36 protein-coding genes are annotated in these 22,123 nt (G+C 67.9%); 1 reads left to right on the top strand and 35 read right to left on the bottom strand.

Features of this window, described 5'->3' with window-relative positions; genetic code table 11:
- Positions 1-119 precede the first annotated feature (119 nt).
- A complete protein-coding gene (locus IF28_RS0117995) occupies positions 120-1,316 on the bottom strand; it encodes a glycosyltransferase family 87 protein (RefSeq protein ID WP_051713780.1) in 1,197 nt (398 codons plus the stop codon).
- A gap of 74 nt (positions 1,317-1,390) precedes the next feature.
- Here IF28_RS0117995 and IF28_RS0117990 point away from each other — a divergent pair, with 74 nt between their 5' ends.
- On the top strand, positions 1,391-2,272 hold the full coding sequence (locus IF28_RS0117990) for a hypothetical protein (protein WP_030221040.1): 882 nt from the start codon (positions 1,391-1,393) through the stop codon (positions 2,270-2,272).
- Positions 2,273-2,282: 10 nt separating this feature from the next.
- On the opposite strand, the gene truA is transcribed toward IF28_RS0117990, so the two are convergent.
- From truA to IF28_RS0117820, 34 genes are all read right to left on the bottom strand, one after another.
- Positions 2,283-3,140: a tRNA pseudouridine(38-40) synthase TruA gene (truA, locus tag IF28_RS0117985; RefSeq protein WP_030221038.1), complete on the bottom strand. Its 858-nt coding sequence runs from the start codon at positions 3,138-3,140 to the stop codon at positions 2,283-2,285.
- Positions 3,141-3,324: 184 nt separating this feature from the next.
- Complete coding sequence (gene rplQ, locus IF28_RS0117980; RefSeq protein WP_030221035.1) at positions 3,325-3,825, bottom strand: 50S ribosomal protein L17; 501 nt, start codon at positions 3,823-3,825, stop codon at positions 3,325-3,327.
- A 173-nt stretch (positions 3,826-3,998) separates the two neighbouring features.
- Positions 3,999-5,021 (bottom strand): DNA-directed RNA polymerase subunit alpha, encoded by a 1,023-nt coding sequence (locus tag IF28_RS0117975; protein WP_003966937.1) that lies wholly within the window; start codon positions 5,019-5,021, stop codon positions 3,999-4,001.
- 134 nt (positions 5,022-5,155) lie between these two features.
- Positions 5,156-5,560, bottom strand: coding sequence for a 30S ribosomal protein S11 (rpsK, locus tag IF28_RS0117970; protein WP_003956432.1), 405 nt, complete (start codon positions 5,558-5,560; stop codon positions 5,156-5,158).
- Positions 5,561-5,627: 67 nt separating this feature from the next.
- Complete coding sequence (gene rpsM / locus IF28_RS0117965) at positions 5,628-6,008, bottom strand: 30S ribosomal protein S13 (RefSeq protein ID WP_030221030.1); 381 nt, start codon at positions 6,006-6,008, stop codon at positions 5,628-5,630.
- 194 nt (positions 6,009-6,202) lie between these two features.
- On the bottom strand, positions 6,203-6,316 hold the full coding sequence (gene rpmJ / locus IF28_RS0117960; protein ID WP_003998809.1) for a 50S ribosomal protein L36: 114 nt from the start codon (positions 6,314-6,316) through the stop codon (positions 6,203-6,205).
- Positions 6,317-6,375: 59 nt separating this feature from the next.
- Positions 6,376-6,597 (bottom strand): translation initiation factor IF-1, encoded by a 222-nt coding sequence (infA, locus tag IF28_RS0117955; RefSeq protein ID WP_003948620.1) that lies wholly within the window; start codon positions 6,595-6,597, stop codon positions 6,376-6,378.
- 357 nt (positions 6,598-6,954) lie between these two features.
- The gene (gene map / locus IF28_RS0117950; RefSeq protein WP_030221027.1) at positions 6,955-7,791 is read right to left on the bottom strand and encodes a type I methionyl aminopeptidase; all 837 of its coding nucleotides are present in this window, start codon (positions 7,789-7,791) and stop codon (positions 6,955-6,957) included.
- 428 nt (positions 7,792-8,219) lie between these two features.
- A complete protein-coding gene (locus IF28_RS0117945) occupies positions 8,220-8,870 on the bottom strand; it encodes an adenylate kinase (RefSeq protein WP_030221025.1) in 651 nt (216 codons plus the stop codon).
- Entirely contained in the window at positions 8,870-10,183 is a 1,314-nt protein-coding gene (gene secY / locus IF28_RS0117940) for a preprotein translocase subunit SecY (protein WP_030221021.1), read from the bottom strand. Before secY ends, IF28_RS0117945 begins: the two co-directional genes overlap by 1 nt.
- A gap of 243 nt (positions 10,184-10,426) precedes the next feature.
- Positions 10,427-10,882: a 50S ribosomal protein L15 gene (gene rplO / locus IF28_RS0117935; RefSeq protein ID WP_030221018.1), complete on the bottom strand. Its 456-nt coding sequence runs from the start codon at positions 10,880-10,882 to the stop codon at positions 10,427-10,429.
- A 2-nt stretch (positions 10,883-10,884) separates the two neighbouring features.
- Positions 10,885-11,067, bottom strand: a complete 183-nt coding sequence (gene rpmD / locus IF28_RS0117930; protein ID WP_006140898.1) for a 50S ribosomal protein L30 — start codon at positions 11,065-11,067, stop codon at positions 10,885-10,887.
- Positions 11,068-11,069: 2 nt separating this feature from the next.
- Positions 11,070-11,675, bottom strand: a complete 606-nt coding sequence (gene rpsE / locus IF28_RS0117925) for a 30S ribosomal protein S5 (RefSeq protein WP_030221015.1) — start codon at positions 11,673-11,675, stop codon at positions 11,070-11,072.
- Between the two features lie 64 nt (positions 11,676-11,739).
- Complete coding sequence (gene rplR / locus IF28_RS0117920) at positions 11,740-12,123, bottom strand: 50S ribosomal protein L18 (protein ID WP_030221013.1); 384 nt, start codon at positions 12,121-12,123, stop codon at positions 11,740-11,742.
- Positions 12,124-12,126: 3 nt separating this feature from the next.
- Positions 12,127-12,666 carry a 50S ribosomal protein L6 gene (rplF, locus tag IF28_RS0117915; protein ID WP_030221012.1) on the bottom strand — a complete coding sequence of 180 codons (540 nt, stop codon included), beginning with the start codon at positions 12,664-12,666 and terminating at the stop codon, positions 12,127-12,129.
- A 24-nt stretch (positions 12,667-12,690) separates the two neighbouring features.
- Positions 12,691-13,089: a 30S ribosomal protein S8 gene (rpsH, locus tag IF28_RS0117910; protein WP_030221010.1), complete on the bottom strand. Its 399-nt coding sequence runs from the start codon at positions 13,087-13,089 to the stop codon at positions 12,691-12,693.
- Positions 13,090-13,300: 211 nt separating this feature from the next.
- Positions 13,301-13,486, bottom strand: a complete 186-nt coding sequence (locus IF28_RS0117905) for a type Z 30S ribosomal protein S14 (protein ID WP_003948630.1) — start codon at positions 13,484-13,486, stop codon at positions 13,301-13,303.
- 5 nt (positions 13,487-13,491) lie between these two features.
- Positions 13,492-14,049, bottom strand: coding sequence for a 50S ribosomal protein L5 (gene rplE, locus IF28_RS0117900; protein WP_006130773.1), 558 nt, complete (start codon positions 14,047-14,049; stop codon positions 13,492-13,494).
- Positions 14,049-14,372 carry a 50S ribosomal protein L24 gene (gene rplX, locus IF28_RS0117895; RefSeq protein ID WP_030221007.1) on the bottom strand — a complete coding sequence of 108 codons (324 nt, stop codon included), beginning with the start codon at positions 14,370-14,372 and terminating at the stop codon, positions 14,049-14,051. The genes rplE and rplX overlap by 1 nt, the downstream gene beginning before the upstream one ends.
- Positions 14,373-14,374: 2 nt before the next feature.
- Positions 14,375-14,743: a 50S ribosomal protein L14 gene (gene rplN, locus IF28_RS0117890; RefSeq protein ID WP_003992364.1), complete on the bottom strand. Its 369-nt coding sequence runs from the start codon at positions 14,741-14,743 to the stop codon at positions 14,375-14,377.
- Positions 14,744-14,871: 128 nt separating this feature from the next.
- Positions 14,872-15,159 (bottom strand): 30S ribosomal protein S17, encoded by a 288-nt coding sequence (gene rpsQ / locus IF28_RS0117885; protein ID WP_030221003.1) that lies wholly within the window; start codon positions 15,157-15,159, stop codon positions 14,872-14,874.
- Positions 15,159-15,383 carry a 50S ribosomal protein L29 gene (rpmC, locus tag IF28_RS0117880; protein ID WP_030221001.1) on the bottom strand — a complete coding sequence of 75 codons (225 nt, stop codon included), beginning with the start codon at positions 15,381-15,383 and terminating at the stop codon, positions 15,159-15,161. The genes rpsQ and rpmC overlap by 1 nt, the downstream gene beginning before the upstream one ends.
- On the bottom strand, positions 15,383-15,802 hold the full coding sequence (rplP, locus tag IF28_RS0117875; protein ID WP_004927269.1) for a 50S ribosomal protein L16: 420 nt from the start codon (positions 15,800-15,802) through the stop codon (positions 15,383-15,385). The genes rpmC and rplP overlap by 1 nt, the downstream gene beginning before the upstream one ends.
- A 5-nt stretch (positions 15,803-15,807) precedes the next feature.
- A complete protein-coding gene (rpsC, locus tag IF28_RS0117870) occupies positions 15,808-16,635 on the bottom strand; it encodes a 30S ribosomal protein S3 (protein ID WP_030220998.1) in 828 nt (275 codons plus the stop codon).
- Positions 16,635-16,982, bottom strand: a complete 348-nt coding sequence (gene rplV, locus IF28_RS0117865) for a 50S ribosomal protein L22 (protein WP_003974262.1) — start codon at positions 16,980-16,982, stop codon at positions 16,635-16,637. Before rplV ends, rpsC begins: the two co-directional genes overlap by 1 nt.
- Before the next feature lie 44 nt (positions 16,983-17,026).
- Complete coding sequence (gene rpsS, locus IF28_RS0117860; protein ID WP_030220994.1) at positions 17,027-17,308, bottom strand: 30S ribosomal protein S19; 282 nt, start codon at positions 17,306-17,308, stop codon at positions 17,027-17,029.
- 12 nt (positions 17,309-17,320) lie between these two features.
- Entirely contained in the window at positions 17,321-18,157 is an 837-nt protein-coding gene (gene rplB, locus IF28_RS0117855; RefSeq protein WP_030220992.1) for a 50S ribosomal protein L2, read from the bottom strand.
- A 38-nt stretch (positions 18,158-18,195) separates the two neighbouring features.
- Entirely contained in the window at positions 18,196-18,615 is a 420-nt protein-coding gene (gene rplW / locus IF28_RS0117850) for a 50S ribosomal protein L23 (protein WP_030220990.1), read from the bottom strand.
- Positions 18,615-19,274, bottom strand: coding sequence for a 50S ribosomal protein L4 (rplD, locus tag IF28_RS0117845; RefSeq protein WP_030220988.1), 660 nt, complete (start codon positions 19,272-19,274; stop codon positions 18,615-18,617). Before rplD ends, rplW begins: the two co-directional genes overlap by 1 nt.
- Before the next feature lie 8 nt (positions 19,275-19,282).
- The gene (gene rplC / locus IF28_RS0117840; protein WP_030220985.1) at positions 19,283-19,927 is read right to left on the bottom strand and encodes a 50S ribosomal protein L3; all 645 of its coding nucleotides are present in this window, start codon (positions 19,925-19,927) and stop codon (positions 19,283-19,285) included.
- Between the two features lie 17 nt (positions 19,928-19,944).
- On the bottom strand, positions 19,945-20,253 hold the full coding sequence (gene rpsJ / locus IF28_RS0117835; RefSeq protein ID WP_003948644.1) for a 30S ribosomal protein S10: 309 nt from the start codon (positions 20,251-20,253) through the stop codon (positions 19,945-19,947).
- A gap of 401 nt (positions 20,254-20,654) precedes the next feature.
- Positions 20,655-20,987: a cupin domain-containing protein gene (locus IF28_RS0117830; RefSeq protein ID WP_030220981.1), complete on the bottom strand. Its 333-nt coding sequence runs from the start codon at positions 20,985-20,987 to the stop codon at positions 20,655-20,657.
- A 137-nt stretch (positions 20,988-21,124) separates the two neighbouring features.
- On the bottom strand, positions 21,125-21,334 hold the full coding sequence (locus tag IF28_RS0117825) for a 4-oxalocrotonate tautomerase family protein (protein ID WP_030220978.1): 210 nt from the start codon (positions 21,332-21,334) through the stop codon (positions 21,125-21,127).
- 35 nt (positions 21,335-21,369) lie between these two features.
- The gene (locus IF28_RS0117820; protein WP_030220975.1) at positions 21,370-22,122 is read right to left on the bottom strand and encodes an SDR family oxidoreductase; all 753 of its coding nucleotides are present in this window, start codon (positions 22,120-22,122) and stop codon (positions 21,370-21,372) included.
- Position 22,123: the final 1 nt, after the last annotated feature.

Below are 22,123 nucleotides of genomic sequence, written 5' to 3'. Positions count from 1 at the left end.
GTCCCGGTGGACCGGTGTAAGGGCCCCTCACGTGAGAATGAGCAAGCCACTACACACAACGAACATGCAGGATACCCACCGTCGGCCGGACGGGTCAAAACGAGCCCGTCCGTGGTGGGCTACACCGATTCTACGGCCGGTCGCCGCTTACCCGCGGGCCCGCCCCGGCGGGCCCCCTCCCGCGTCCCCCGTACGCAGTGGTGGGCGACCGTCGCGGCCAGCAGAACCAGCGTGAGGGCGTCCCGGAAGGCCCGGCGGGTGGGCGGCACCAGCCACGGCCAGGTCACCCCCGGCAGCTGCGGCACCAGGGCGAGCCAGAACCAGGGCCGCCGCGCCACCGCCCCGGCGTACGGCAGACCGGCGAGCAGCAGCGGCAGCACGACCAGGAGGTAGTGGTTGTAGGAGGGGCGGGAGACCAGGAACGCGGAGAGCATCAGCGCCGCCGACGTCTCCGCCAGCCGCAGGGGCGCCGGCCCCGGCCCGCGCCAGCGCAGGTACCCGCACACCACCCCGGCGGCGGCCCCGAGCAGGCCCAGCGCCGCGGCGAGGGCCCGCGGTACGCCGAGCCGGGGCAGCACGGCCGCCGGCGAGGCCTCGTAGAGCCGTACGAAGGCGTCGTCGCCGCGCAGCAGGAACGGCAGGGTGCGGGTGAGGAAGCCGGTGGGGTCGGGCAGGAACAGCGCCGCCGTCACCGAGGCCACCGCGGGCACCAGCAGCAGCACGGCCAGGGCCCGCCACCGGCGCGCGAAGAGGAACAGCAGCGCCATCGGCGCGAGCAGCGGCTTCAGCGCCACCGCCACCCCGATGACGGCGCCCGCCGCCACCCACCGGCCCCGGCTCGCCAGCAGCAGGCACAACGGCAGCGCCAGTACGGCCGTCACCGTCCAGTTGCCCAGCCGCACCAGCTGCCCGAACGGCGCGAACCCGGCCGAGAGGCCCAGCAGCCCGAGGGCGGCGAGCCTGCTGCGCAACGGCACCCGGTGCAGCCGCAGGGCGCAGGCCCAGCCCAGCGCGAGCGCGGCGACGACCGCCACCGGCACGGCCACGTCGAGCACGGGGCGCGGCAGCAGCGCCTGCGGGGCGGCGGCCACGACCGCGCTGGGGAAATAGAGGAAGTGCCGGTCGTCATACGGCGAGCCACCGTCCAGCCAGGTCCGCGCGGCGTCCACGACGATCGCGTTGTCCATGCCTCCGTCCGAGGTCACCAGCACCGTATGCACCGTCAGCGCCCCCAGCACCGCCGCGAGTCCGGCCCACAGACAGCCGTGCGCGGGTCGTACCAACCACCCGGAGATGTCGCTTTTGCCCGTCGCCATGCGCGCAACGCTAGGCCCTGCCGCACCCGTTGACGCGGACCAGCACACCCCTCGGCCCGTCTAAGATGCGCCCCATGAGCTATGGGCAGGGGGGACCTCCGCAGCAGTGGGATCCCTGGAAACCGAATTCCCAGCAGCCCTGGGACGGCGGCGGCTCCGGCCGGTCACCCGACTGGGCGGCGCTCGCCGACGCCTCCGAGGCCCGCGCCAAGCGCCGCAGGCTGCTGTTCATAGGCGGCGGCGCCCTCGCGACCGTCGCGATAGGCACGGCCGTGGCGGTCGCCGTGGTCTCGGCGAACGGCGGCACCGAAGCCTCGCCGGGCACGTCCTCCCAGCTGCCCGGGACCTCGGATCTGCCGAGCCCGACGGGCACGGTCCCGTCGTTCGCCCCGACGAGCGCCCCGCCGCCGCTGGACCCGAAGGACTTCGTCGCCAGCGCGAAGAAGGACAAGGCGCCCCTGAGCCCCGACATCCTGTTCCCCGGCACCCAGTTGACGATGGGTGAGACGGTGTACAAGAAGGGCCCGACGGCGGACACGAAGGACTGCGCCTCGGCCGCCAAGGCCACGCTGCCGAAGGTCCTGAACGACAACGACTGCACGCGGCTGATCCGGGTCACCTACACCAAGGACGACATGGCGGTGACGGTCGGCGTGGCCGTCTTCGACACCGAGGCCCAGGCGACGAAGGCCAAGCAGCAGGCGGACAAGAAGAGCGTCGTCAAGTCGCTTTCGGGCGGCGGCGTCAAGGACTTCTGCTCCGGCGCGGTCTGCCGCACCACCACCAACGCCTACGGCCGCTACGCCTACTTCACCGTCGCAGGCTTCACCGCCGGCAAGAACGTGACGGAGAAGGACACCCCGGTCTTCACCACCGGCGACGATCTCCAGGAGTTCACGTTCCGTCAGATCCGCCGCAGGGGCGAGGCCCAGGCCTCCGCGGCGGCGAACGAGTAGCGGGACCGCCTCAGCAGCAGCCGGCCGTCGGCAGGGAGCGCTTGTTGCGCGCCTCCTTGCTGCGGGCCGCGAGCAGGTCGTCGGCCGGGTAGCCGACCTCCTCGAGGGTCAGGCCGTGCGGGCGTACGACATGGACCGCCGAGTCCCGTACGCCCGCCGCCAGCACCGTGCCCGGCCAGTCCGGCGGGCGGTGGCCGTCGCCGACGAACAGCAGCGCGCCGATGAGTGAGCGCACCATGTTGTGGCAGAAGGCGTCGGCGCGGACGGTGGCGGTGATGATCCCGTCACCGCCGCGCTCCAGGCTCAGCTCCTGGAGGGTCCGGATGGTGGTGGCGCCCTCCCGCTTCTTGCAGTACGCGGCGAAGTCGTGCTCCCCCAGGAGCCGGCGGGCGGCCTCGTTCATGGCGTCGACGTCCAGCGGCCAGTCGTGCCACAGGACGTGCCCGCGCAGCAGTGGGTCCACCCCGCCCGGGTTGTCGGTGACACGGTAGGCGTAGCGCCGCCAGATCGCGGAGAACCGGGCGTTGAACCCGCCGGGCGCCTCCCGCAGCGCCCACACCCGTACGTCCCTCGGCAGTCGGCCCGCGAGCCGCTTCAGCAGCTTGGCGTGGTGCTGGGCCCACACCTCCCGGGGCAGATCCACATGCGCGACCTGGCCGCGCGCGTGCACCCCGGCGTCGGTCCGCCCCGCCACGGTCAGCTCGTACGTCGTCCCCCCGGACCGCGTCACGGTCCGCAGGGCGTCCTCGATCTCCCCCTGCACGGTCCGCCGCCCCCCGGCCTGCTTGGCCCACCCGGAGAACTCGGCCCCGTCATAGGACAGATCAAGCCGCACACGCACGAACCCGGCCTCAACTTCGTCACTCACACGAAGATCCTCTCACCCACACGAAAGCGGGCCCGCTCCTCGAAAGGAACGGGCCCGCAAACGCGCTCCGAAGGGGCGCGGGGCGCCCCCGAAGGGGCGCGGGGCGCCCCCGAAGGGGCGCGGGGAACTGCGCGACCAGCCACGACATATCCGCAGCCGGAAACACAGCTCCCCGCCGGACGGCTTACGCGTCCTTCGACTCCTCGTCGGTCTTGGCCTCGACGGCCTCGTCCTTCGTCAGGTCGGCCTTCGCCTCGGACGCCTCGGCGTCCTTCGCCGCACGCTTCGTCGCGGCCTCGGCCTCGCCGGTCGCCTCCTGGGCCACCGTCAGCGCCTCGACCAGCTCGATGACGGCCATGGGCGCGTTGTCGCCACGGCGGTTACCGATCTTGGTGATGCGGGTGTAGCCACCGGGACGGTTCTCGTAACGCGGGCCGATCTCGGTGAAGAGCGTGTGGACGATGCCCTTGTCCGTGATCACCTGGAGCACCTGACGGCGGTTGTGAAGGTCGCCCTTCTTCGCCTTGGTGACCAGACGCTCGGCGTACGGACGCAGCTTGCGCGCCTTCGCCTCGGTGGTGGTGATGCGACCGTGCTCGAACAGCGCCTTCGCGAGGTTCGCGAGGAGGAGCTTCTCGTGCGCGGCGCTGCCGCCCATACGGGCACCCTTGGTGGGCCTGGGCATGGTATTTCTCCTAGGTGTCTGCTCCGGCCGTATCAGGTACCGGAGTCAGTATCCGAGCAGACGGTTGCCTGTCGGAGATCCAGGCCCCCGAAGGGGCCTGGAAGGGACGCGGGGAACTGCGCGACCAGCCACAGCCGACCCGCAACCGAAAAACGGGCCTCCCCGCGAAGCGCCTAGTACTGCTCGGTCTCCACGAAGCCAGCGTCCGCGTCGTCGTCCGCGCCGAACGCGTCCGCAGCGGCAGTGGGGTCGAATCCGGGCGGGCTGTCCTTGAGCGCGAGGCCCATGCCGGCCAGCTTCGCCTTGACCTCGTCGATCGACTTCGCACCGAAGTTACGGATGTCGAGGAGATCGGCCTCGGAGCGGGCGACCAGCTCACCCACGGAGTGGATGCCCTCACGCTTGAGGCAGTTGTACGACCGAACGGTGAGCTCGAGCTCCTCGATCGGCAGCGCCAGATCGGCGGCGAGGGCGGCGTCCGTGGGGGACGGGCCCATGTCGATGCCCTCGGCGTCGATGTTCAGCTCGCGGGCGAGACCGAACAGCTCGACCAGGGTCTTGCCGGCGGAGGCCATGGCGTCACGCGGACGCATCGCCTGCTTGGTCTCGACGTCGACGATCAGCTTGTCGAAGTCGGTGCGCTGCTCGACACGGGTCGCCTCGACCTTGTAGGTGACCTTGAGAACCGGCGAGTAGATCGAGTCGACCGGGATACGGCCGATCTCCTGACCCACCTGCTTGTTCTGCACGGCGGAGACGTAACCGCGACCGCGCTCGACGGTCAGCTCCATCTCCAGCTTGCCCTTGCCGTTGAGCGTGGCGAGGACGAGGTCGGGGTTGTGCACCTCGACACCGGCCGGGGGCGCGATGTCGGCGGCGGTGACCAGACCCGGGCCCTGCTTGCGCAGGTACATCACGACGGGCTCGTCGTGCTCCGAGGAGACGACCAGCTGCTTGATGTTGAGGATCAGGTCGGTGACGTCCTCCTTGACGCCCGGCACGGTGGTGAACTCGTGCAGGACGCCGTCGATGCGGATGCTGGTGACAGCGGCACCGGGGATCGACGACAGGAGCGTACGGCGGAGGGAGTTGCCGAGGGTGTAGCCGAAGCCCGGCTCCAGCGGCTCGATCACGAACCGGGAGCGGAATTCGTCGACGACCTCTTCGGTCAACGAGGGACGCTGAGCGATCAGCATGTTGGTGATCCTTCAGTCAGGGGCGCCCGCTATTTGACGCCCGACTTGGTACTGCAAGGGTACGGGCGATACGACCCGAAGGAGTCGTACCGCCCGAAAACCCGGATGAAGCGAGTGAAGCGAGTGAAGCGAGATCAGACGCGACGGCGCTTCGGGGGGCGGCAACCGTTGTGCGGGGTCGGGGTGACGTCCTGGATGGAGCCGACCTCGAGGCCCGTGGCCTGCAGGGAGCGGATCGCGGTCTCACGACCGGAGCCCGGGCCCTTGACGAACACGTCGACCTTGCGCATGCCGTGCTCCTGGGCGCGGCGGGCAGCCGACTCGGCGGCCATCTGCGCGGCGAACGGCGTGGACTTCCGGGAGCCCTTGAAGCCGACGTGGCCGGCGGAGGCCCAGGAGATCACGTTGCCGGACGGGTCCGTGATCGACACGATGGTGTTGTTGAACGTGCTCTTGATGTGCGCGTGGCCGTGAGCGACGTTCTTCTTTTCCTTGCGGCGCACCTTCTTGGCAGCGCCCTGACGACCCTTGGGGGGCATCTGTTACTCCTACGGGAGGTGGTCGGTCCTACAGCGAAGACCGCTGGACGGCGAAGTCCGCTGTGGACTACTTCTTGCCCGGCTTCTTCTTGCCGGCGATGGCGCGACGCGGGCCCTTGCGGGTACGCGCGTTGGTGCTGGTGCGCTGACCGCGGACGGGCAGACCGCGACGGTGACGGAGACCCTGGTAGGTACCGATCTCGACCTTGCGGCGGATGTCGGCCTGGATCTCGCGACGGAGGTCACCCTCGGTCTTGATGTTGCTGTCCACGAACTCACGGATCGCGACGAGCTGCTCCTCGGAGAGGTCGCGAACGCGGGTGTTCGGGTCGATGCCGGTGGCGGCCAGCGTCTGCTGCGAAAGGGTCCGGCCGATGCCGAACACGTAGGTGAGGGCGATCTCCACGCGCTTTTCGCGCGGAATGTCAACACCGGAAACGCGTGCCATTCAATGGCTCCAGTTGATTGTCGGAGGTCTTCCACAGGACCGGATCCCAGTCCGCCGTACCAGGTACGGACCGGGTCCCCGGCCTCCGAGCCGGGGGTGTCGAGCCGGTTCGGCTCGGGACCTGCGTATGAACGTGTGTTACTCGCGTCGCGCGAAGTTCTGCGGAAAGTCGCAGAGGGTCGATCGTGCTGCGGTCAGCCCTGGCGCTGCTTGTGGCGCGGGTTCTCGCAGATGACCATGACCCGGCCGTGACGGCGGATCACCCTGCACTTGTCGCAGATCTTCTTGACGCTCGGCTTGACCTTCATGGGTGTGAGGTTCTCCGGGTCAGTGCCATCGCCCCGGCGGGCCGGGGTGGGGGCAAGATCTACTTGTACCGGTAGACGATCCGGCCACGCGTCAGGTCGTACGGAGACAGCTCCACCACGACCCGGTCGTCAGGGAGGATACGGATGTAGTGCATGCGCATCTTGCCGCTGATGTGTGCCAGGACCTGGTGGCCGTTCTGGAGCTCGACCTTGAACATGGCGTTCGGAAGAGACTCGACGACAGTGCCCTCGATCTCGATGGCACCTTGCTTCTTGGCCACGCTTCGCCCTTCGAATCGACTACCTTGATCGACTCTGGCGTGCACCGTGAGTCATACATGCAGACATGCGGGTGCACAAGAGCCGACGAGTCAGTCTACGTCAGGGCCCCCGGAAACACGAATCGAGAAATCCTGCCCCACCCTCGAGATCCTTAACCAACCGGATCGCCGCGCCTGCCTCCGCCCGACGGGCCCGGCCCGTCAGCCCAGCGGATCCGGAGCCGCCGCGATGCCCAGCTCCGCGAGCTTCGCCTTGCCGCCGACCCGATCCCTGACGCCGCTCTCGCGGGCTCGGCGCCCGGGGCGCCTCACAGGCTTCGAGCCGCTGCGCCGGCCTCCGGCCGACGGGCCCGGCCGTCAGCCCAGCGGATCCGGAGCCGCCGTGATACCCAGCTCCGCGAGCTTCGCCTTGCCGCCGTCGGGGGCGGTGAGGACCAGGGGGCCCTCGGCGGTGAGGGCGACGGAGTGTTCCCAGTGGGAGGACCAGGTGCCGTCGGTGGTGATGACGGTCCAGTCGTCGGAGAGGACCTCGGTCTTCGGGGTGCCCAGGGACACCATCGGCTCGATGGCCAGGCAGAAGCCCGGGACCAGCTTGGGGCCCTTGCCGCGCTTGCGGTCGACGTAGTTCAGCAGGTGCGGGTCCATGTGCATCTCGGTGCCGATGCCGTGGCCGCCGTAGTCCTCGACGATCCCGTACTTACCGCCGCCCGGCTTCGGCTGGCGGCGGATGTACGTCTCGACGGCGCGGGAGATGTCGACGAGCCGGTTGCCCTGCTTCATGGCCGCGATGCCGGCCCACATCGACTCCTCGGTCACCCGGGACAGCTCGACCAGCTCGGGAGAGTGCCCGGAGCCGACGAACGCGGTGTACGCGGCGTCGCCGTGCCAGCCGTCGATGATCGCGCCGCAGTCGATGGAGATGATGTCGCCGTCCTTGAGGACGACGCCGTCGGAGGGGATGCCGTGGACGACGACCTCGTTCACCGAGGTGCAGATCGTCGCGGGGAAACCGCCGTAGCCGAGGAAGTTCGGCTTGGCGTCGTGCTCCGCGAGCACCTTGCGGGCGACCTGGTCGAGATCCTTCGTGGTGGCCCCGGGCACGGCGGCCTCACGGGTGGCCGCGTGAATGGCGGCGACGACCAACCCTGCCTCACGCATCTTGGCGATCTGCTCAGGGCTCTTGATCTGCACCATGGGGACGACGGCCTTCCTGGACCAGGGAGTAACGAACGCCTACCACAATAACTGCGCCAGGTCGGCACGGCGGGCCCCGCCCTCCAAGGACAATCCCGCCGCCGAGCCGCACGACGGCCGACCCCCGCCCTCCGCGGGCAGTCATACCACCCGAGAGCGCCGCTGGGCCGCCACGGCGGCCGACCCCCGCCCTCCGCGGGCAGTCGTGCCGCTGGGGCGGCACGGGTGGGCGCGACGGCACCCCGCAAGCGCCGGGCCGCGCGAACACCCCCCGCTCCACACCAACACCGGGCACCTGCCCAACCCCACCGCACGGGTGGGCGCGACGGCACCCCGCAAGCGCCGGGCAGCGCAACCCACCCCCGCCACAAGCAACAGCCGCGGCCCCTTACACAAAGGAACCGCGGCCGTCACCGACGTACAAGAAACTACTTACCGCTCAACGCCTCCAGCGCCCGCGCGGTGACCTCATCGACCGGCCCCATCGCCGAGATGGTGACAACCAGCCCCTGCGCCCGGTAGTAGTCGATGATCGGCTCGGTCTGCGTGTGGTAGACCTCCAGCCGCGTCCGCACCGTCGACTCCGAGTCGTCGTCCCGCTGGTACAGCTCACCACCACAGACGTCGCAGACACCCTCCTGCTTCGGCGGGCTGTACGTCACATGGAACACATGCGCGGAATCCTTGCGGCAGACCCGCCGCCCGGCGATCCGCTTGACTACCTCGTCCTCGGGCGCTTCCAGATCGAGCACCGCGTCCAGCTTGATGCCCTCGGTCTGCAGCAGCTCGTCCAGCGCGCCGGCCTGCGACACATTGCGCGGGAAGCCGTCCAGCAGGAAACCGCCCTCGGCGTCGGACTGCTCCATGCGGTCCTTGGCCATGGCGATCGTGACCTCGTCGGGGACCAGATTGCCCGCGTCCATGTAGGACTTCGCGAGCTTCCCCAGCTCGGTCTGCCGGCTGATGTTGGCGCGGAACAGGTCACCCGTGGAGATGTGCGGGATGCGCAATTTCTCGGCAAGGCGGGTCGCCTGCGTACCTTTACCGGCACCCGGCGGTCCGACGAGGACGATTCGCATCAGCGGAGGAACCCTTCGTAATTGCGCTGCTGGAGCTGGCTCTCGATCTGCCTCACCGTCTCGAGACCGACACCCACGATGATCAGGATGCTGGTCCCGCCGAACGGGAAGTTCTGGTTTGCCCCGAAACCAGCCAACGCCATTGTCGGCACGAGAGAGATCAGACCCAAGTACAGCGAACCCGGCCAGGTGATCCGGTTGAGTACGTAGCTGAGGTACTCAGCGGTCGGTCGGCCAGCCCGGATGCCCGGGATGAAGCCACCATACTTCTTCATGTTGTCGGCGACTTCTTCGGGGTTGAAGGTGATCGCCACATAGAAGAATGCGAAGAACACGATGAGGAAGAAGTACAGGATGATGTGCGGTGTCGCGCCCGTGTCGGCGAGGTTCTTCTGGATCCAGGTGGCCCAACCGGCCGTCGAACTGGAGAACTGGACGATCAGCGCCGGAATGTAAAGCAGCGACGAGGCGAAGATGACGGGGATGACACCCGCCTGGTTCACCTTGAGCGGGATGTAGGTGGACGTACCGCCGTAGGAACGGCGGCCGATCATGCGCTTCGCGTACTGCACCGGAATCCGGCGCTGGGCCTGCTCGACGAAGACGACCAGGCCGACCATCACGAACCCGACGATCATGACGGTGCCGAACTCGATCCAGCCGTCCGCCAGGGTGCCCTGCTCCTTGATCGCCCACAGGGCGGAGGGGAAGGTCGCGGCGATCGAGATGAACATCAGGATCGACATGCCGTTGCCGATGCCGCGGTCGGTGATCAGCTCACCGAGCCACATGACGACGGCCGTACCGGCGGTCATGGTGATGACCATGGTGATGGTCACGAACATCGACCGGTCCGGGACGATCTGACCACCCACCGAGCAGCCCTGGAAGAGGGAGCCGCTGCGGGCGGTGGCCACCAGGCCGGTGCCCTGCAGGATGGCCAGTGCCACCGTCAGATAACGGGTGTACTGCGTGATCTTCGCCGTACCGGCCTGGCCCTCCTTCTTCAGGGCTTCCAGGCGCGGGATCACGACGGTCAGCAGCTGCAGGATGATGCTCGCCGTGATGTACGGCATGATGCCCAGCGCGAAGATCGTGATCTGGAGCAGCGCGCCGCCGCTGAACATGTTCACCAGACCGAACAGGCCCTGGTTCGCCTCGGCCTGATCGAGGCAGATTTGGACGTTCCGGTAGTCGACGCCCGGGATCGGGATGTGCGTACCGACCCGGTACACCACGATGATGCCGAGCGTGAAGAGCAGCTTCTTGCGCAGGTCGGGCGTCTTGAACGCCCGGGCGAACGCGGTGAGCACGGTGCCTCCTGCGACCCCCCGCGCGACTGCGTCAAGGGTGACGGTTTTGAGATTCCGACTAAGGACGAATACGTAACGGTCAACTGCCGCCCTGAGTGCCCCGTATGAGGCACCCGAGGTACATGGGCAGCCAGGCCACCTTACCGGCGACACTGCCACCCTAGGAACGACCAACCGGGGATACCCCTTTTGTGGGGTATCCCCGGTCGGGATCGCTCTACGTCATCGAGACACCTGAAGAAGTCAGACGAGCTCGGTGACGGTACCGCCGGCGGCGGTGATCTTCTCCTTGGCGGAGCCGGAGACGGCGTCGACCGTCACCTGCAGCGCCACGGAGATCTCGCCCTGGCCCAGGACCTTGACGAGGCTGTTCTTGCGCACGGCGCCCTTGGCGACCAGGTCCTCGACCGTGACCTCTCCACCCTCGGGGTAGAGGGAGGCGAGCTTCTCCAGGTTCACGACCTGGAACTCGGTCTTGAACGGGTTCTTGAAGCCCTTGAGCTTCGGGAGACGCATGTGGAGGGGCATCTGGCCACCCTCGAAGCGCTCCGGAACCTGGTAACGGGCCTTGGTGCCCTTCGTACCACGACCGGCCGTCTTACCCTTCGACGCCTCACCACGACCGACACGGGTCTTCGCGGTCTTGGCGCCGGGGGCGGGACGGAGGTTGTGGATCTTGAGCGGGTTGTTTTCCGCCATGATCAGTCGACCTCCTCGACCGACACGAGGTGGCGGACGGTGTGCACCATGCCGCGGAACTCGGGGCGGTCCTCCTTGACGACCTGCGTGTTGATCCCCTTGAGACCAAGGGAACGCAGGGTGTCACGGTGGTTCTGCTTGCTGCCGATGTAGGACTTGACCTGCGTAATCTTGAGCTGCGCCATGATTACGCACCCGCCCCGGCACGTGCGCGGAGAAGAGCCGCGGGGGCCACGTCCTCGAGCGGCAGACCGCGGCGGGCCGCGACCTCCTCGGGACGCTGCAGGCCCTTGAGGGCCGCCACGGTCGCGTGCACGATGTTGATCTGGTTGTCGGAGCCGAGCGACTTCGACAGGATGTCGTGGATACCGGCGCACTCGAGCACGGCACGCACCGGACCACCGGCGATAACGCCGGTACCCGGGGACGCGGGCTTGAGCAGCACGACGCCGGCAGCCTTCTCACCCTGGATGGGGTGCGGGATGGTGCCCTGGATGCGGGGGACCTTGAAGAAGTGCTTCTTGGCCTCCTCAACACCCTTGGCGATGGCGGCCGGCACCTCCTTGGCCTTGCCGTATCCGACACCCACGGTGCCGTCACCGTCGCCCACCACGACCAGCGCGGTGAAGCTGAAGCGACGACCACCCTTCACAACCTTGGCGACGCGGTTGATCGCGACGACGCGCTCAACGTACGCGGTCTTCTCGGCGGCAGCTGCGCCGCCGTCACGGCCCTTCCGGTCCCGCCGCTCGCCGCCACCGGCACCGCCACCGCGGCGCTGGGGTCCAGCCATTGGAATTACCTCTCTCTGTTTCCGGCGCTGCACAGCAACACAAGTCGCTGCCGCGACGGGCGGCTCAGAACTTCAGTCCGGCTTCGCGGGCGGCGTCCGCCAGGGCGGCGATGCGCCCCGCGTACCGGTTGCCACCGCGGTCGAATACGACAGCCTCGACACCGGCGGCCTTGGCGCGCTCAGCGACCAGGGCACCGACCTGCTTGGCCTGCGAGGACTTGTCGCCCTCGCCACCACGGACCGACGCGTCCAGAGTGGAGGCCGACGCCAGGGTGTGACCCTTCAGGTCGTCGATCACCTGCGCCACGATGTGGCGGTTGGAACGGGTCACGACCAGGCGGGGACGCTCGGCGGTACCAGAGACATTCTTGCGGATCCGGATGTGACGACGCTTGATAGCAGCACGCTTGTAGGCGTCGCCCTTGAGGATCTTCTGCCCGTATGCCATGGCTTACTTACCCGCCTTTCCGACCTTGCGCCGGATGACTTCGCCCTCGTACTTGACACCCTTGGCCTTGTACGGGTCGGGCTTGCGCAGCTTGCGGATGTTCGCCGCAACCTCGCCGACCTTCTGCTTGTCGATGCCCTCGACCGAGAAGTGCGTCGGGTTCTCGACCTTGAAGGTGATGCCCTCGGGGGCCTCCACCGTGATCGAGTGGCTGTAACCGAGGGAGAACTCCAGGTTCGAACCCTTGGCGAGCACGCGGTAACCGACACCGCTGATCTCGAGCTTCTTCACGTAACCCTGGGTCACGCCGGTGATCATGTTCGCCACCAGCGTGCGGGACAGGCCGTGCAGGGCCTTGTTCTGACGCTCGTCGTTGGGGCGGGTGACGCTCAGCACGCCGTCCTCACCCTTGGCGATCTCGATCGGCGCCACGACGGTGTGGGTCAGCGAGCCCTTGGGGCCCTTGACCGAAACCGTACGGCCGTCGATGGTGACGTCCACGCCGGCGGGAACCGCGATGGGGAGCTTGCCGATGCGCGACATAGCTGTTTCCTCCGTTCCCTTCCGCTACCAGACGTAGGCGAGGACTTCCCCACCCACGCCCTTCTTGCCGGCCTGCTGTCCAGTGAGGAGCCCGTGCGACGTGGAGATGATCGCCACGCCGAGGCCGCCCAGCACCTTCGGCAGGTTGGTGGACTTCGCGTACACCCGGAGACCGGGCTTGGAGATCCGCTTGATGCCCGCGATGGAGCGCTCACGGTTCGGGCCGAACTTCAGCTCGAGGACGAGGTTCTTGCCGACCTCGGCGTCCTCGGTCTTCCAGCCCGTGATGAAGCCCTCCTGCTGGAGGATCTCCGCGATGTGCGACTTGATCTTCGAGTGCGGCATCGCCACGGTGTCGTGGTACGCCGAGTTCGCGTTCCGCAGACGCGTGAGCATGTCTGCGATCGGATCAGTCATGGTCATGAATTGGCCTTCGGCCTCTCTCGCCGTGGTTTCCTGGTGCGCCATCCCTCTCCCCGATCCGAGACGGGACGGGTGCGGCGCGGTGGACCTACGGCGTAGTAAGTCGTCTAGGCACGGCAGGTGCCCAACCCCGCAAGCCTAAGCCATACGGAGCGGGCCTCCTGCCGTCCCCATTGCTTACCGAGAGCCCTGGGAGTCCGGAATTACCGGATTACCAGGAGCTCTTGGTCACGCCCGGCAGCTCGCCACGGTGAGCCATCTCACGAAGGCACACGCGGCACAGGCCGAACTTGCGGTACACGGAGTGCGGACGACCGCAGCGCTGGCAGCGGGTGTAGCCGCGCACTCCGAACTTGGGCTTGCGAGCAGCCTTCGCGATGAGAGCCTTCTTCGCCATCTCGCTCACGCCTCCTTGAACGGGAAGCCGAGGTGACGGAGAAGGGCACGGCCCTCTTCGTCGTTGGTCGCCGTGGTGACCACGGTGATGTCCATACCCCGGACACGGTCGATCTTGTCCTGGTCGATCTCGTGGAACATGACCTGCTCCGTGAGACCGAAGGTGTAGTTGCCACGGCCGTCGAACTGCTTGGGGGACAGACCACGGAAGTCGCGGATGCGCGGCAGCGCGAGCGACAGGGTGCGGTCCAGGAACTCCCACATGCGGTCGCCGCGCAGCGTGACGTGCGCACCGATCGGCTGGCCCTCACGCAGCTTGAACTGCGCGATGGACTTGCGGGCCTTGGTGACGGCCGGCTTCTGACCGGTGATCGTGGTGAGGTCGCGGATGGCGCCCTCGATCAGCTTGGAGTCGCGGGCGGCGTCGCCCACACCCATGTTGACCACGATCTTGACGAGGCCGGGAACCTGCATGACGTTCTCGTAGGAGAACTGCTCGCGCAGCTTGCCCGCGATCTCCTCGCGGTACTTCGTCTTCAGACGCGGAGTGGTGGTGGTCGTCATCAGATGTCCTCACCCGTCCGCTTGGCAACGCGGATCTTGTTGCCCTCGTCGTCGAAGCGGTAACCGACGCGCGTGACGACCTTCTTGCCGTCCTTCTCCACGACCAGCTGGACGTTGGAGACGTGGACCGGGGCCTCGGTGGTCACGATGCCACCGGCCTGCGAACCGCCGGCGGTCGGGCCGGCCTTGGTGTGCTTCTTGACCCGGTTGACACCCTCGACCAGGACGCGGTCCTCACGGGGGAAGGCCGCGATGACCTTGCCCTGCTTGCCCTTGTCCTTGCCGGTGACGACCTGGACCAGGTCACCCTTCTTGATCTTCATGCTCACAGCACCTCCGGCGCGAGGGAGATGATCTTCATGAACTTCTTCTCGCGCAGCTCACGGCCCACGGGGCCGAAGATACGGGTGCCACGAGGGTCGCCGTCGTTCTTCAGAATGACGGCGGCGTTCTCGTCGAAGCGGATGTACGAGCCGTCCGGACGGCGGCGCTCCTTGACGGTGCGAACGATGACCGCCTTGATGACGTCACCCTTCTTCACGTTGCCACCGGGGATCGCGTCCTTGACGGTGGCGACGATGACGTCACCGATGCCCGCGTAGCGGCGACCGGAGCCACCGAGCACACGGATGCAAAGGATTTCCTTCGCACCTGTGTTGTCGGCGACGCGCAGTCGCGACTCCTGCTGGATCACGTCTATCTCCTGTTTGTCTGCCGGTTCCCCGGGGGCCGATCAGGATCGGCCCCCGGAGCCTGGCGGAACTGTCCTGCGGGGAATGCCCCGCGGGAACGTACTGGTGGTGATTCCCTTGCGGGAACCGCCTACTTGGCCTTCTCGAGGATCTCGACGATGCGCCAGTGCTTCGTCGCGGACAGCGGCCGGGTCTCCATCAGGAGGACGCGGTCGCCGATGCCGGCGGCGTTCTGCTCGTCGTGGGCCTTGAGCTTGCTCGTGCTGCGAATGACCTTGCCGTACAGCGCGTGCTTCTTGCGGTCCTCGACGGCGACGACGACGGTCTTGTCCATCTTGTCGCTGACGACGATGCCCTCGCGGGTCTTACGGTCGCCCCGGACCTCGGGGTTGGTCTCAGTCACGTTGTTCTCGCTCATCAGGCGTTCTCCACCGTTTCGATGCCCAGCTCACGCTCGCGCATCAGGGTGTAGATCCGCGCGATGTCCTTGCGGACCGCCTTCAGACGGCCATGGTTCTCAAGCTGTCCGGTCGCCGCCTGGAAGCGGAGGTTGAACAGCTCTTCCTTGGCTTCGCGGAGCTTCCCCAGAAGCTCCTCGTCACCCAGCTCGCGCAGCTCGGACGCCTTGGTACCGGCCGACATCACGCTTCACCTGCCTCGCGCTTGACGATCCGGCACTTCATCGGCAGCTTGTGCGCTGCGCGAGTGAGGGCCTCACGGGCGATCTTCTCGTTGGGGTAGGACAGCTCGAACATGACCCGGCCCGGGTGCACGTTCGCGATCCACCACTCCGGCGAACCCTTACCGGAACCCATGCGGGTCTCGGCCGGCTTCTTCGTGAGCGGGCGGTCCGGGTAGATGTTGATCCAGACCTTGCCGCCACGCTTGATGTGGCGGGTCATCGCGATACGGGCCGCCTCGATCTGGCGGTTGGTCACGTACGCCGGCGTGAGGGCCTGGATGCCGTACTCGCCGAACGCGACCGTCGTACCGCCCTTGGCCTGACCGCGGCGCTTCGGGTGGTGCTGCTTGCGGTGCTTGACCCTACGGGGGATCAGCATGTCGGTCAGGCCTCCGTTCCGGTGCTCTCAGCCGGAGCGGCAGCCGGAGCCTCGGCCTTGGGGGCCTCGGCAGCGGGAGCCTGCTGCGGCTTGCGACCGCGACCGCCACGCTCGCCACCGCGGCCACCACGGGCCGGGCGGTCGGCGCCGCCGCGGGCCGGGCGGTTGCCGGCGCGGGCAGCAGCGTTCTCGGCGCGGACCTCGGCGATGTTCTTGACGTCGCCCTTGTAGATCCAGACCTTCACACCGATGCGGCCGAAGGTCGTCTTGGCCTCGAAGAAGCCGTAGTCCACGTTCGCGCGGAGCGTGTGCAGGGGCACACGGCCCTCGCGGTAGAACTCCGAGCGGGACATCTCGGCACCGCCGAGGCGGCCACCGCACTGGATCTTGATGCCCTTGGCGCCGGCCTTCATCGTGCCCTGCATGCTCTTGCGCATGGCACGACGGAAGGAGACGCGGGAGGACAGCTGCTCGGCGACGGCCTGGGCCACCAGCTGAGCGTCCGTCTCCGGGCTCTTGACCTCGAGGATGTTGAGCTGGACCTGCTTGCCCGTGAGCTTCTCGAGGTCACCGCGGATGCGGTCGGCCTCGGCGCCACGGCGGCCGATCACGATGCCCGGACGCGCGGTGTGGATGTCCACACGGACACGGTCACGGGTGCGCTCGATCTCCACCTTCGAGATGCCGGCGCGCTCCATGCCGGACGTCATCATCCGACGGATGGCGACGTCTTCCTTGACGTAGTCCTTGTACAGCTTGTCGGCGTACCAGCGCGACTTGAAGTCGGTGGTGATGCCGAGCCGGAACCCATGCGGGTTAACCTTCTGGCCCATTACCGGGTTCCTTCCTTGCTGCTGACGACCACGGTGATGTGGCTGGTCCGCTTGCGGATCCGGTAGGCGCGGCCCTGGGCGCGCGGCCGGAACCGCTTCAGGGTCGGGCCCTCGTCGACGTACGCCTCGGAAATGAAGAGGCTGTCGGCGTCGGTGTGGTCGTAGTTGTGCGCGGCGTTGGCAATGGCGCTGTCCAGCACCTTGCCCACCGGCACGCTCGCGGCCTGCGGGGCGAAACGCAGGACCGCCTGAGCCTCCGTGGCATCCATGCCACGGATGAGGTCCACCACGCGGCGGGCCTTCATGGGCGTGACGCGGATGTACCGCGCCTGGGCCCTGGCTTCCATGGTTGTCCCTTCAGTGTCTGTCATGGTCGATTGCACCCCGCCGACTAGCGGCGCTTCGACTTCCGGTCGTCCTTGACGTGGCCCCGGAAGGTGCGGGTCGGCGAGAACTCGCCGAGCTTGTGGCCGACCATCGACTCGGTGACAAACACCGGGATGTGGATCTTGCCATTGTGCACCGCGATCGTGTGGCCCAGCATCGCCGGGACGATCATCGAGCGACGGGACCAGGTCTTGATGACGTTCTTGGTACCGGCTTCGTTCTGGACGTCCACCTTCTTGATCAGGTGGTCGTCGACGAAGGGTCCCTTCTTCAAGCTACGAGGCATCTCAACCCGTCCTTAGCGCTTCTTGTTCGTCTTGCGGCGGCGGACGATGTACTTGTTCGACGCCTTCTTGGGCGAACGAGTACGGCCTTCCTTCTTGCCCCACGGGGACACGGGGTGACGACCACCGGAGGTCCGGCCCTCACCACCACCGTGCGGGTGGTCCACCGGGTTCATGACCACACCACGGACGGTCGGGCGAACGCCCAGCCACCGCTTGCGGCCCGCCTTGCCCCAGTTGATGTTGCTCTGCTCGGCGTTGCCGACCTCGCCGACCGTGGCGCGGCAGCGCTGGTCGACCAGGCGGATCTCTCCGGACGGCATGCGGAGGTGGGCCATGGTGCCCTCCTTCGCGAGCAGCTGCACGGAGGCGCCGGCGGAGCGGGCGAACTTGGCACCGCCACCGGGACGGAGCTCGATCGCGTGGATCGTGGTACCGACCGGGATGTTGCGGAGGGCCAGGTTGTTGCCCGGCTTGATGTCGGCCCCGGGACCGTTCTCCACGCGGTCGCCCTGCTGCAGGTTGCGCGGGGCGAGGATGTAGCGCTTCTCGCCGTCCGCGTAGTGCAGCAGCGCGATGCGCGCGGTGCGGTTGGGGTCGTACTCGATGTGCGCGACCTTCGCCGGCACGCCGTCCTTGTCGTGACGACGGAAGTCGATCACGCGGTAGGCGCGCTTGTGTCCGCCACCCTGGTGGCGAACGGTCACACGACCGGAATTGTTACGGCCGCCCTTGCTGTGCAGGGGACGGACCAGCGACTTCTCCGGCGTGGACCGCGTGACCTCGACGAAGTCGGCGACGCTGGAGCCACGACGGCCCGGAGTCGTCGGCTTGTACTTGCGGATACCCATTTCTCAGTCCTCGTCCGATATCGAACGATCCTGACCGCTTACGCGGTCGGACCGCCGAAGATGTCGATACGGTCGCCCTCAGCGAGGGTCACGATCGCGCGCTTGGTCGCCGCGCGCTGGCCGAAGCCGGTGCGGGTGCGCTTGCGCTTGCCGACGCGGTTGATCGTGTTGACCCCGGTGACCTTGACCTCGAAGACCGCCTGGACGGCCTCCTTGATCTGGGTCTTGTTGGAGCCCGGCGCGACGATGAACGTGTACTTGTTCTCGTCGATGAGCGCGTAGCTCTTCTCGGACACGACCGGCTTCAGCAGGACGTCACGGGGGTCCGTGAACGCCTTGCTCGCCGGGGTGACGACGGTGTTCTTGCCTTCGGCCTCGTGGCGGCGCGCCTTGGCGACGCGAGCGGCCTTGGCCGCCTTGGCGGCCTTCGAGGCGATCGAGGGGTGACGGGCAGCCATCAGACCTCGCTCCCTTCGTTGTCGTTGGCCTTGTTCGGGCCGGCGACGAAGGACTCGAAAGCGGCCTGGGTGAAGACCACGTCGTCCGAGACGAGAACGTCGTACGTGTTCAGCTGGCCCGGCTCCAGGATGTGGACCTGGGGCAGGTTGCGGGCGGACAGCCACGCGGCCTCGTCGGCGCGGTCGATGACCAGGAGCAGGTTCTTGCGCTCCGAGATCTTGCCGAACAGCGACTTGGCGGCCTTCGTGGAGGGGGTCTCGCCCGCGATCACGCCGGAGACGACGTGAATGCGGTTGTGGCGCGCCCGGTCGGTGAGGGCGTGACGCAGAGCGGCAGCCTTCATCTTCTTGGGGGTGCGCTGGGAGTAGTCGCGCGGCACGGGACCGTGCACGACGCCACCACCGGCGAACTGCGGCGCGCGGGTCGAGCCCTGACGGGCGCGGCCGGTGCCCTTCTGGCGGTAAGGCTTCTTGCCACCACCACGGACCTCGCCACGACGCTTGGTCTTGTGCGTGCCCTGACGGGCAGCGGCGTTCTGCGCGACGACGACCTGGTGGATCAGCGGGATGCTGATCTTCTCCACGCCGAAGATCTCCGCGGGGAGCTCGACGCTACCGGTCTTCTCGCCAGCAGGCGAAAGGATGTCAACAGTGCTCATCGGTTACCTCAGGCCCCCTTGGCCGCGGTGCGGACCAGGACGAGGCCGCCGTTCGGACCGGGAACCGCGCCCTTGATGAGCAGCAGACCCTTCTCCGCGTCAACGGCGTGGACGGTCAGGTTCTGGGTGGTGACCCGCTCGTTGCCCATGCGACCCGCCATACGGAGGCCCTTGAACACGCGGCCCGGGGTGGCGCAGCCACCGATGGAACCGGGCGAGCGGTGCTTGCGCTGGGTGCCGTGACCGGCGCCGAGGCCCTTGAAGTTGTGACGCTTCATGACACCGGCGAAGCCCTTGCCCTTGCTCTTGCCGGTGACGTCGACCTTCACGCCGGACTCGAACACCTCGGCGGTGACTTCCTGGCCCAGCGTGTACTCGGAGGCGTCCGCGGTGCGGATCTCGACGAGGTGACGACGCGGGGTGACGTCGGCCTTGGCGAAGTGGCCCTTGAGGGGCTTGTTCACCTTGCGCGGGTCGATCTCGCCGAAGGCGATCTGGACCGACTCGTAGCCGTCGACATCGTTCGTACGGACCTGGGTGACGACGTTGGGGCCGGCCTTGACGACGGTGACCGGAACAACACGGTTGTTCTCGTCCCACACCTGCGTCATGCCGAGCTTCTCGCCCAGGATGCCCTTGATCTGCTTGGTCATCTTCAGATCACCGGCCTTCAGAGCTTGATCTCGATGTCGACACCGGCCGGGAGGTCGAGTCGCATCAGAGAGTCAACGGTCTTGGGGGTCGGGTCGAGGATGTCGATCAGGCGCTTGTGCGTGCGCATCTCGAAGTGCTCGCGCGAGTCCTTGTACTTGTGCGGCGACTTGATGACGCAGTACACGTTCTTCTCAGTGGGCAGCGGCACCGGGCCCGCGACCGACGCACCAGTGCGAGTCACCGTCTCGACGATCTTCTTCGCCGAAGAGTCGATGACCTCGTGGTCGTAGGCCTTGAGCCGGATGCGGATCTTCTGTCCCGCCATGGCTACTCCGTAGTCCTGTCTCTCTTTACGCTCCGGAACCCGGCGTTCCAGGTCTCGTCCTCCGACCCACGCGGTCGGGCGTGTCGCACTCTCGCTGACATGGATGTCCCTTGTCGGAACATCCCCGCGGGATTGACACGGCCTTACCAGAACCGTGGACCGGGGGCGAAAGGCCCACCGGGCGCCTGGCCGGCACCGCGCTCCGCTTCCCGAAAGATTCCCGTACGTCCGCCCCTCATCAGGGGCGACGAGTACTGTGGGACTCGCTTCCGGTCCTCCCGACGGGAGGCGCGCAGCATCAACACTCGACCGAGCAACTCCGACAGTTTGCCACAGAGGGCGGCGCCCTGGCCAATCGGGCGGAAGAGAGTACCCCGAGGGTGACGTGAATCAAACGCCGGTCAGTTCGTCCTGGCGACCGTGAGGAGGACCGCCGCGTCCTCCAGCGCCTCCAGGGCGTGGCGCGCGGGCGGGATGACGAGGAGGTCACCGGTGCGGCCCTCCCAGTCGGTGTCACCGCTCGTGAGGCGGACCCGGCCGCGCAGGACCAGCAGAGTGGCCTCGCCGGGGCTGTCGTGTTCGGCGAGGGACGTGCCGGCGGTCAGCGCGAGGAGGGTCTGGCGCAGCGTGTGTTCATGACCGCCGTACACGGTGGTGGCGCTGCGGCCGTTGGACGTGGCGGCGGCGCGTTCGAGGTGTTCACGGGCGAGGGCGTCCAGGGAGAGTTTCTGCATGACACCGAGCCTTCCCGCGGGGGCCCGCGGTCACCAGGGCCATGTGGGGTACACAGGCCGGCTGCGGCTGCCCGGTGTCCCCTGTCTCGGGAGCTGCCGGGGCGTCCCCGCCCGCTACGGCGACCGGCCGGCACCCCCTAGGCGGTGCCGTTCAGCATCGCGGCCGTGAGGACGTCGCCGGCGACGCCCCAGCCGCCGTCGGGGATCTCGTCGACGAGGACGACGGTGGTGGGGCGGGCCCGTTCGCCGTATATCTCGGCGTAGAGGTCGGTGGTGCGCTCGACGATCTTCTGCTTGTCCTCGGCCGTGAGGGTGCCGGCCGGGACCTTGAACTGGGCGAAAGGCATGGACGTCTCCTTGGAAGGGGGTGGTTGTACCGGTGTCAGACCATGCCGCCGTTGGCGCGCAGCACCTGGCCGTTCACCCAGTGCCCGGCCGGGCTCGCGAGGAAGGCGACCACGGCGGCGATGTCGTCCGGTGTGCCGAGCCGCTCCAGCGGCGGGGTCTTGGCGAGCCGGTCGATCTGCTCGGGGGTCTTGCCCGAGAGGAACATGTCCGTGGCCGTCGGTCCGGGCGCCACGGCGTTCACGGTGACGTCCCGTCCGCGCAGCTCGCGCGCGAGGATCAGCGTCATCGCCTCCACGGCACCCTTGCTCGCCGCGTACGCCGCGTACGTGGGGAACTGCGTACCGACCACGGAGGTCGAGAACACCACCAACGAGCCGCCCGCGCGCAGCCGCCGGGCCGCCTGCTGCGCGATCACGAAGGTGCCGCGGATGTTGGTGCGGTGCATGGCGTCGAGCGCCGCCAGGTCCAGGTCGGCGACGGTCGACAGGGTCATCCGCCCGGCCGCGTTCACGACCACGTCGACACCGCCGAACTCCGTCTCCGCCCGGTCGAACAGCGCGGCGGCCTCCTTCTCCTCCGCCACGTCCGCCGGTACGGCGACGGCCCGGCCGCCCGCCCCGGTGATGGCCGCCACCGTCTCCTCGCCGGCGGCCGCGTCACGGGCGTAGTTCACGACGACGGCCAGACCGTCCTCGGCGAGCCTGCGGGCGGCCGCCCGGCCGATGCCGCGCGATCCCCCGGTGACGACGGCGACCCTCTGCTGGTGCTGCTGCTGGTTCGTGGTCATG

Origin of the sequence: Streptomyces sp. NRRL WC-3626, from assembly GCF_000718785.1 — a bacterium.
In the GTDB taxonomy this organism is placed as follows: domain Bacteria; phylum Actinomycetota; class Actinomycetes; order Streptomycetales; family Streptomycetaceae; genus Streptomyces; species Streptomyces edwardsiae.
This window is presented reverse-complemented; position numbering and strand designations above follow the sequence as displayed.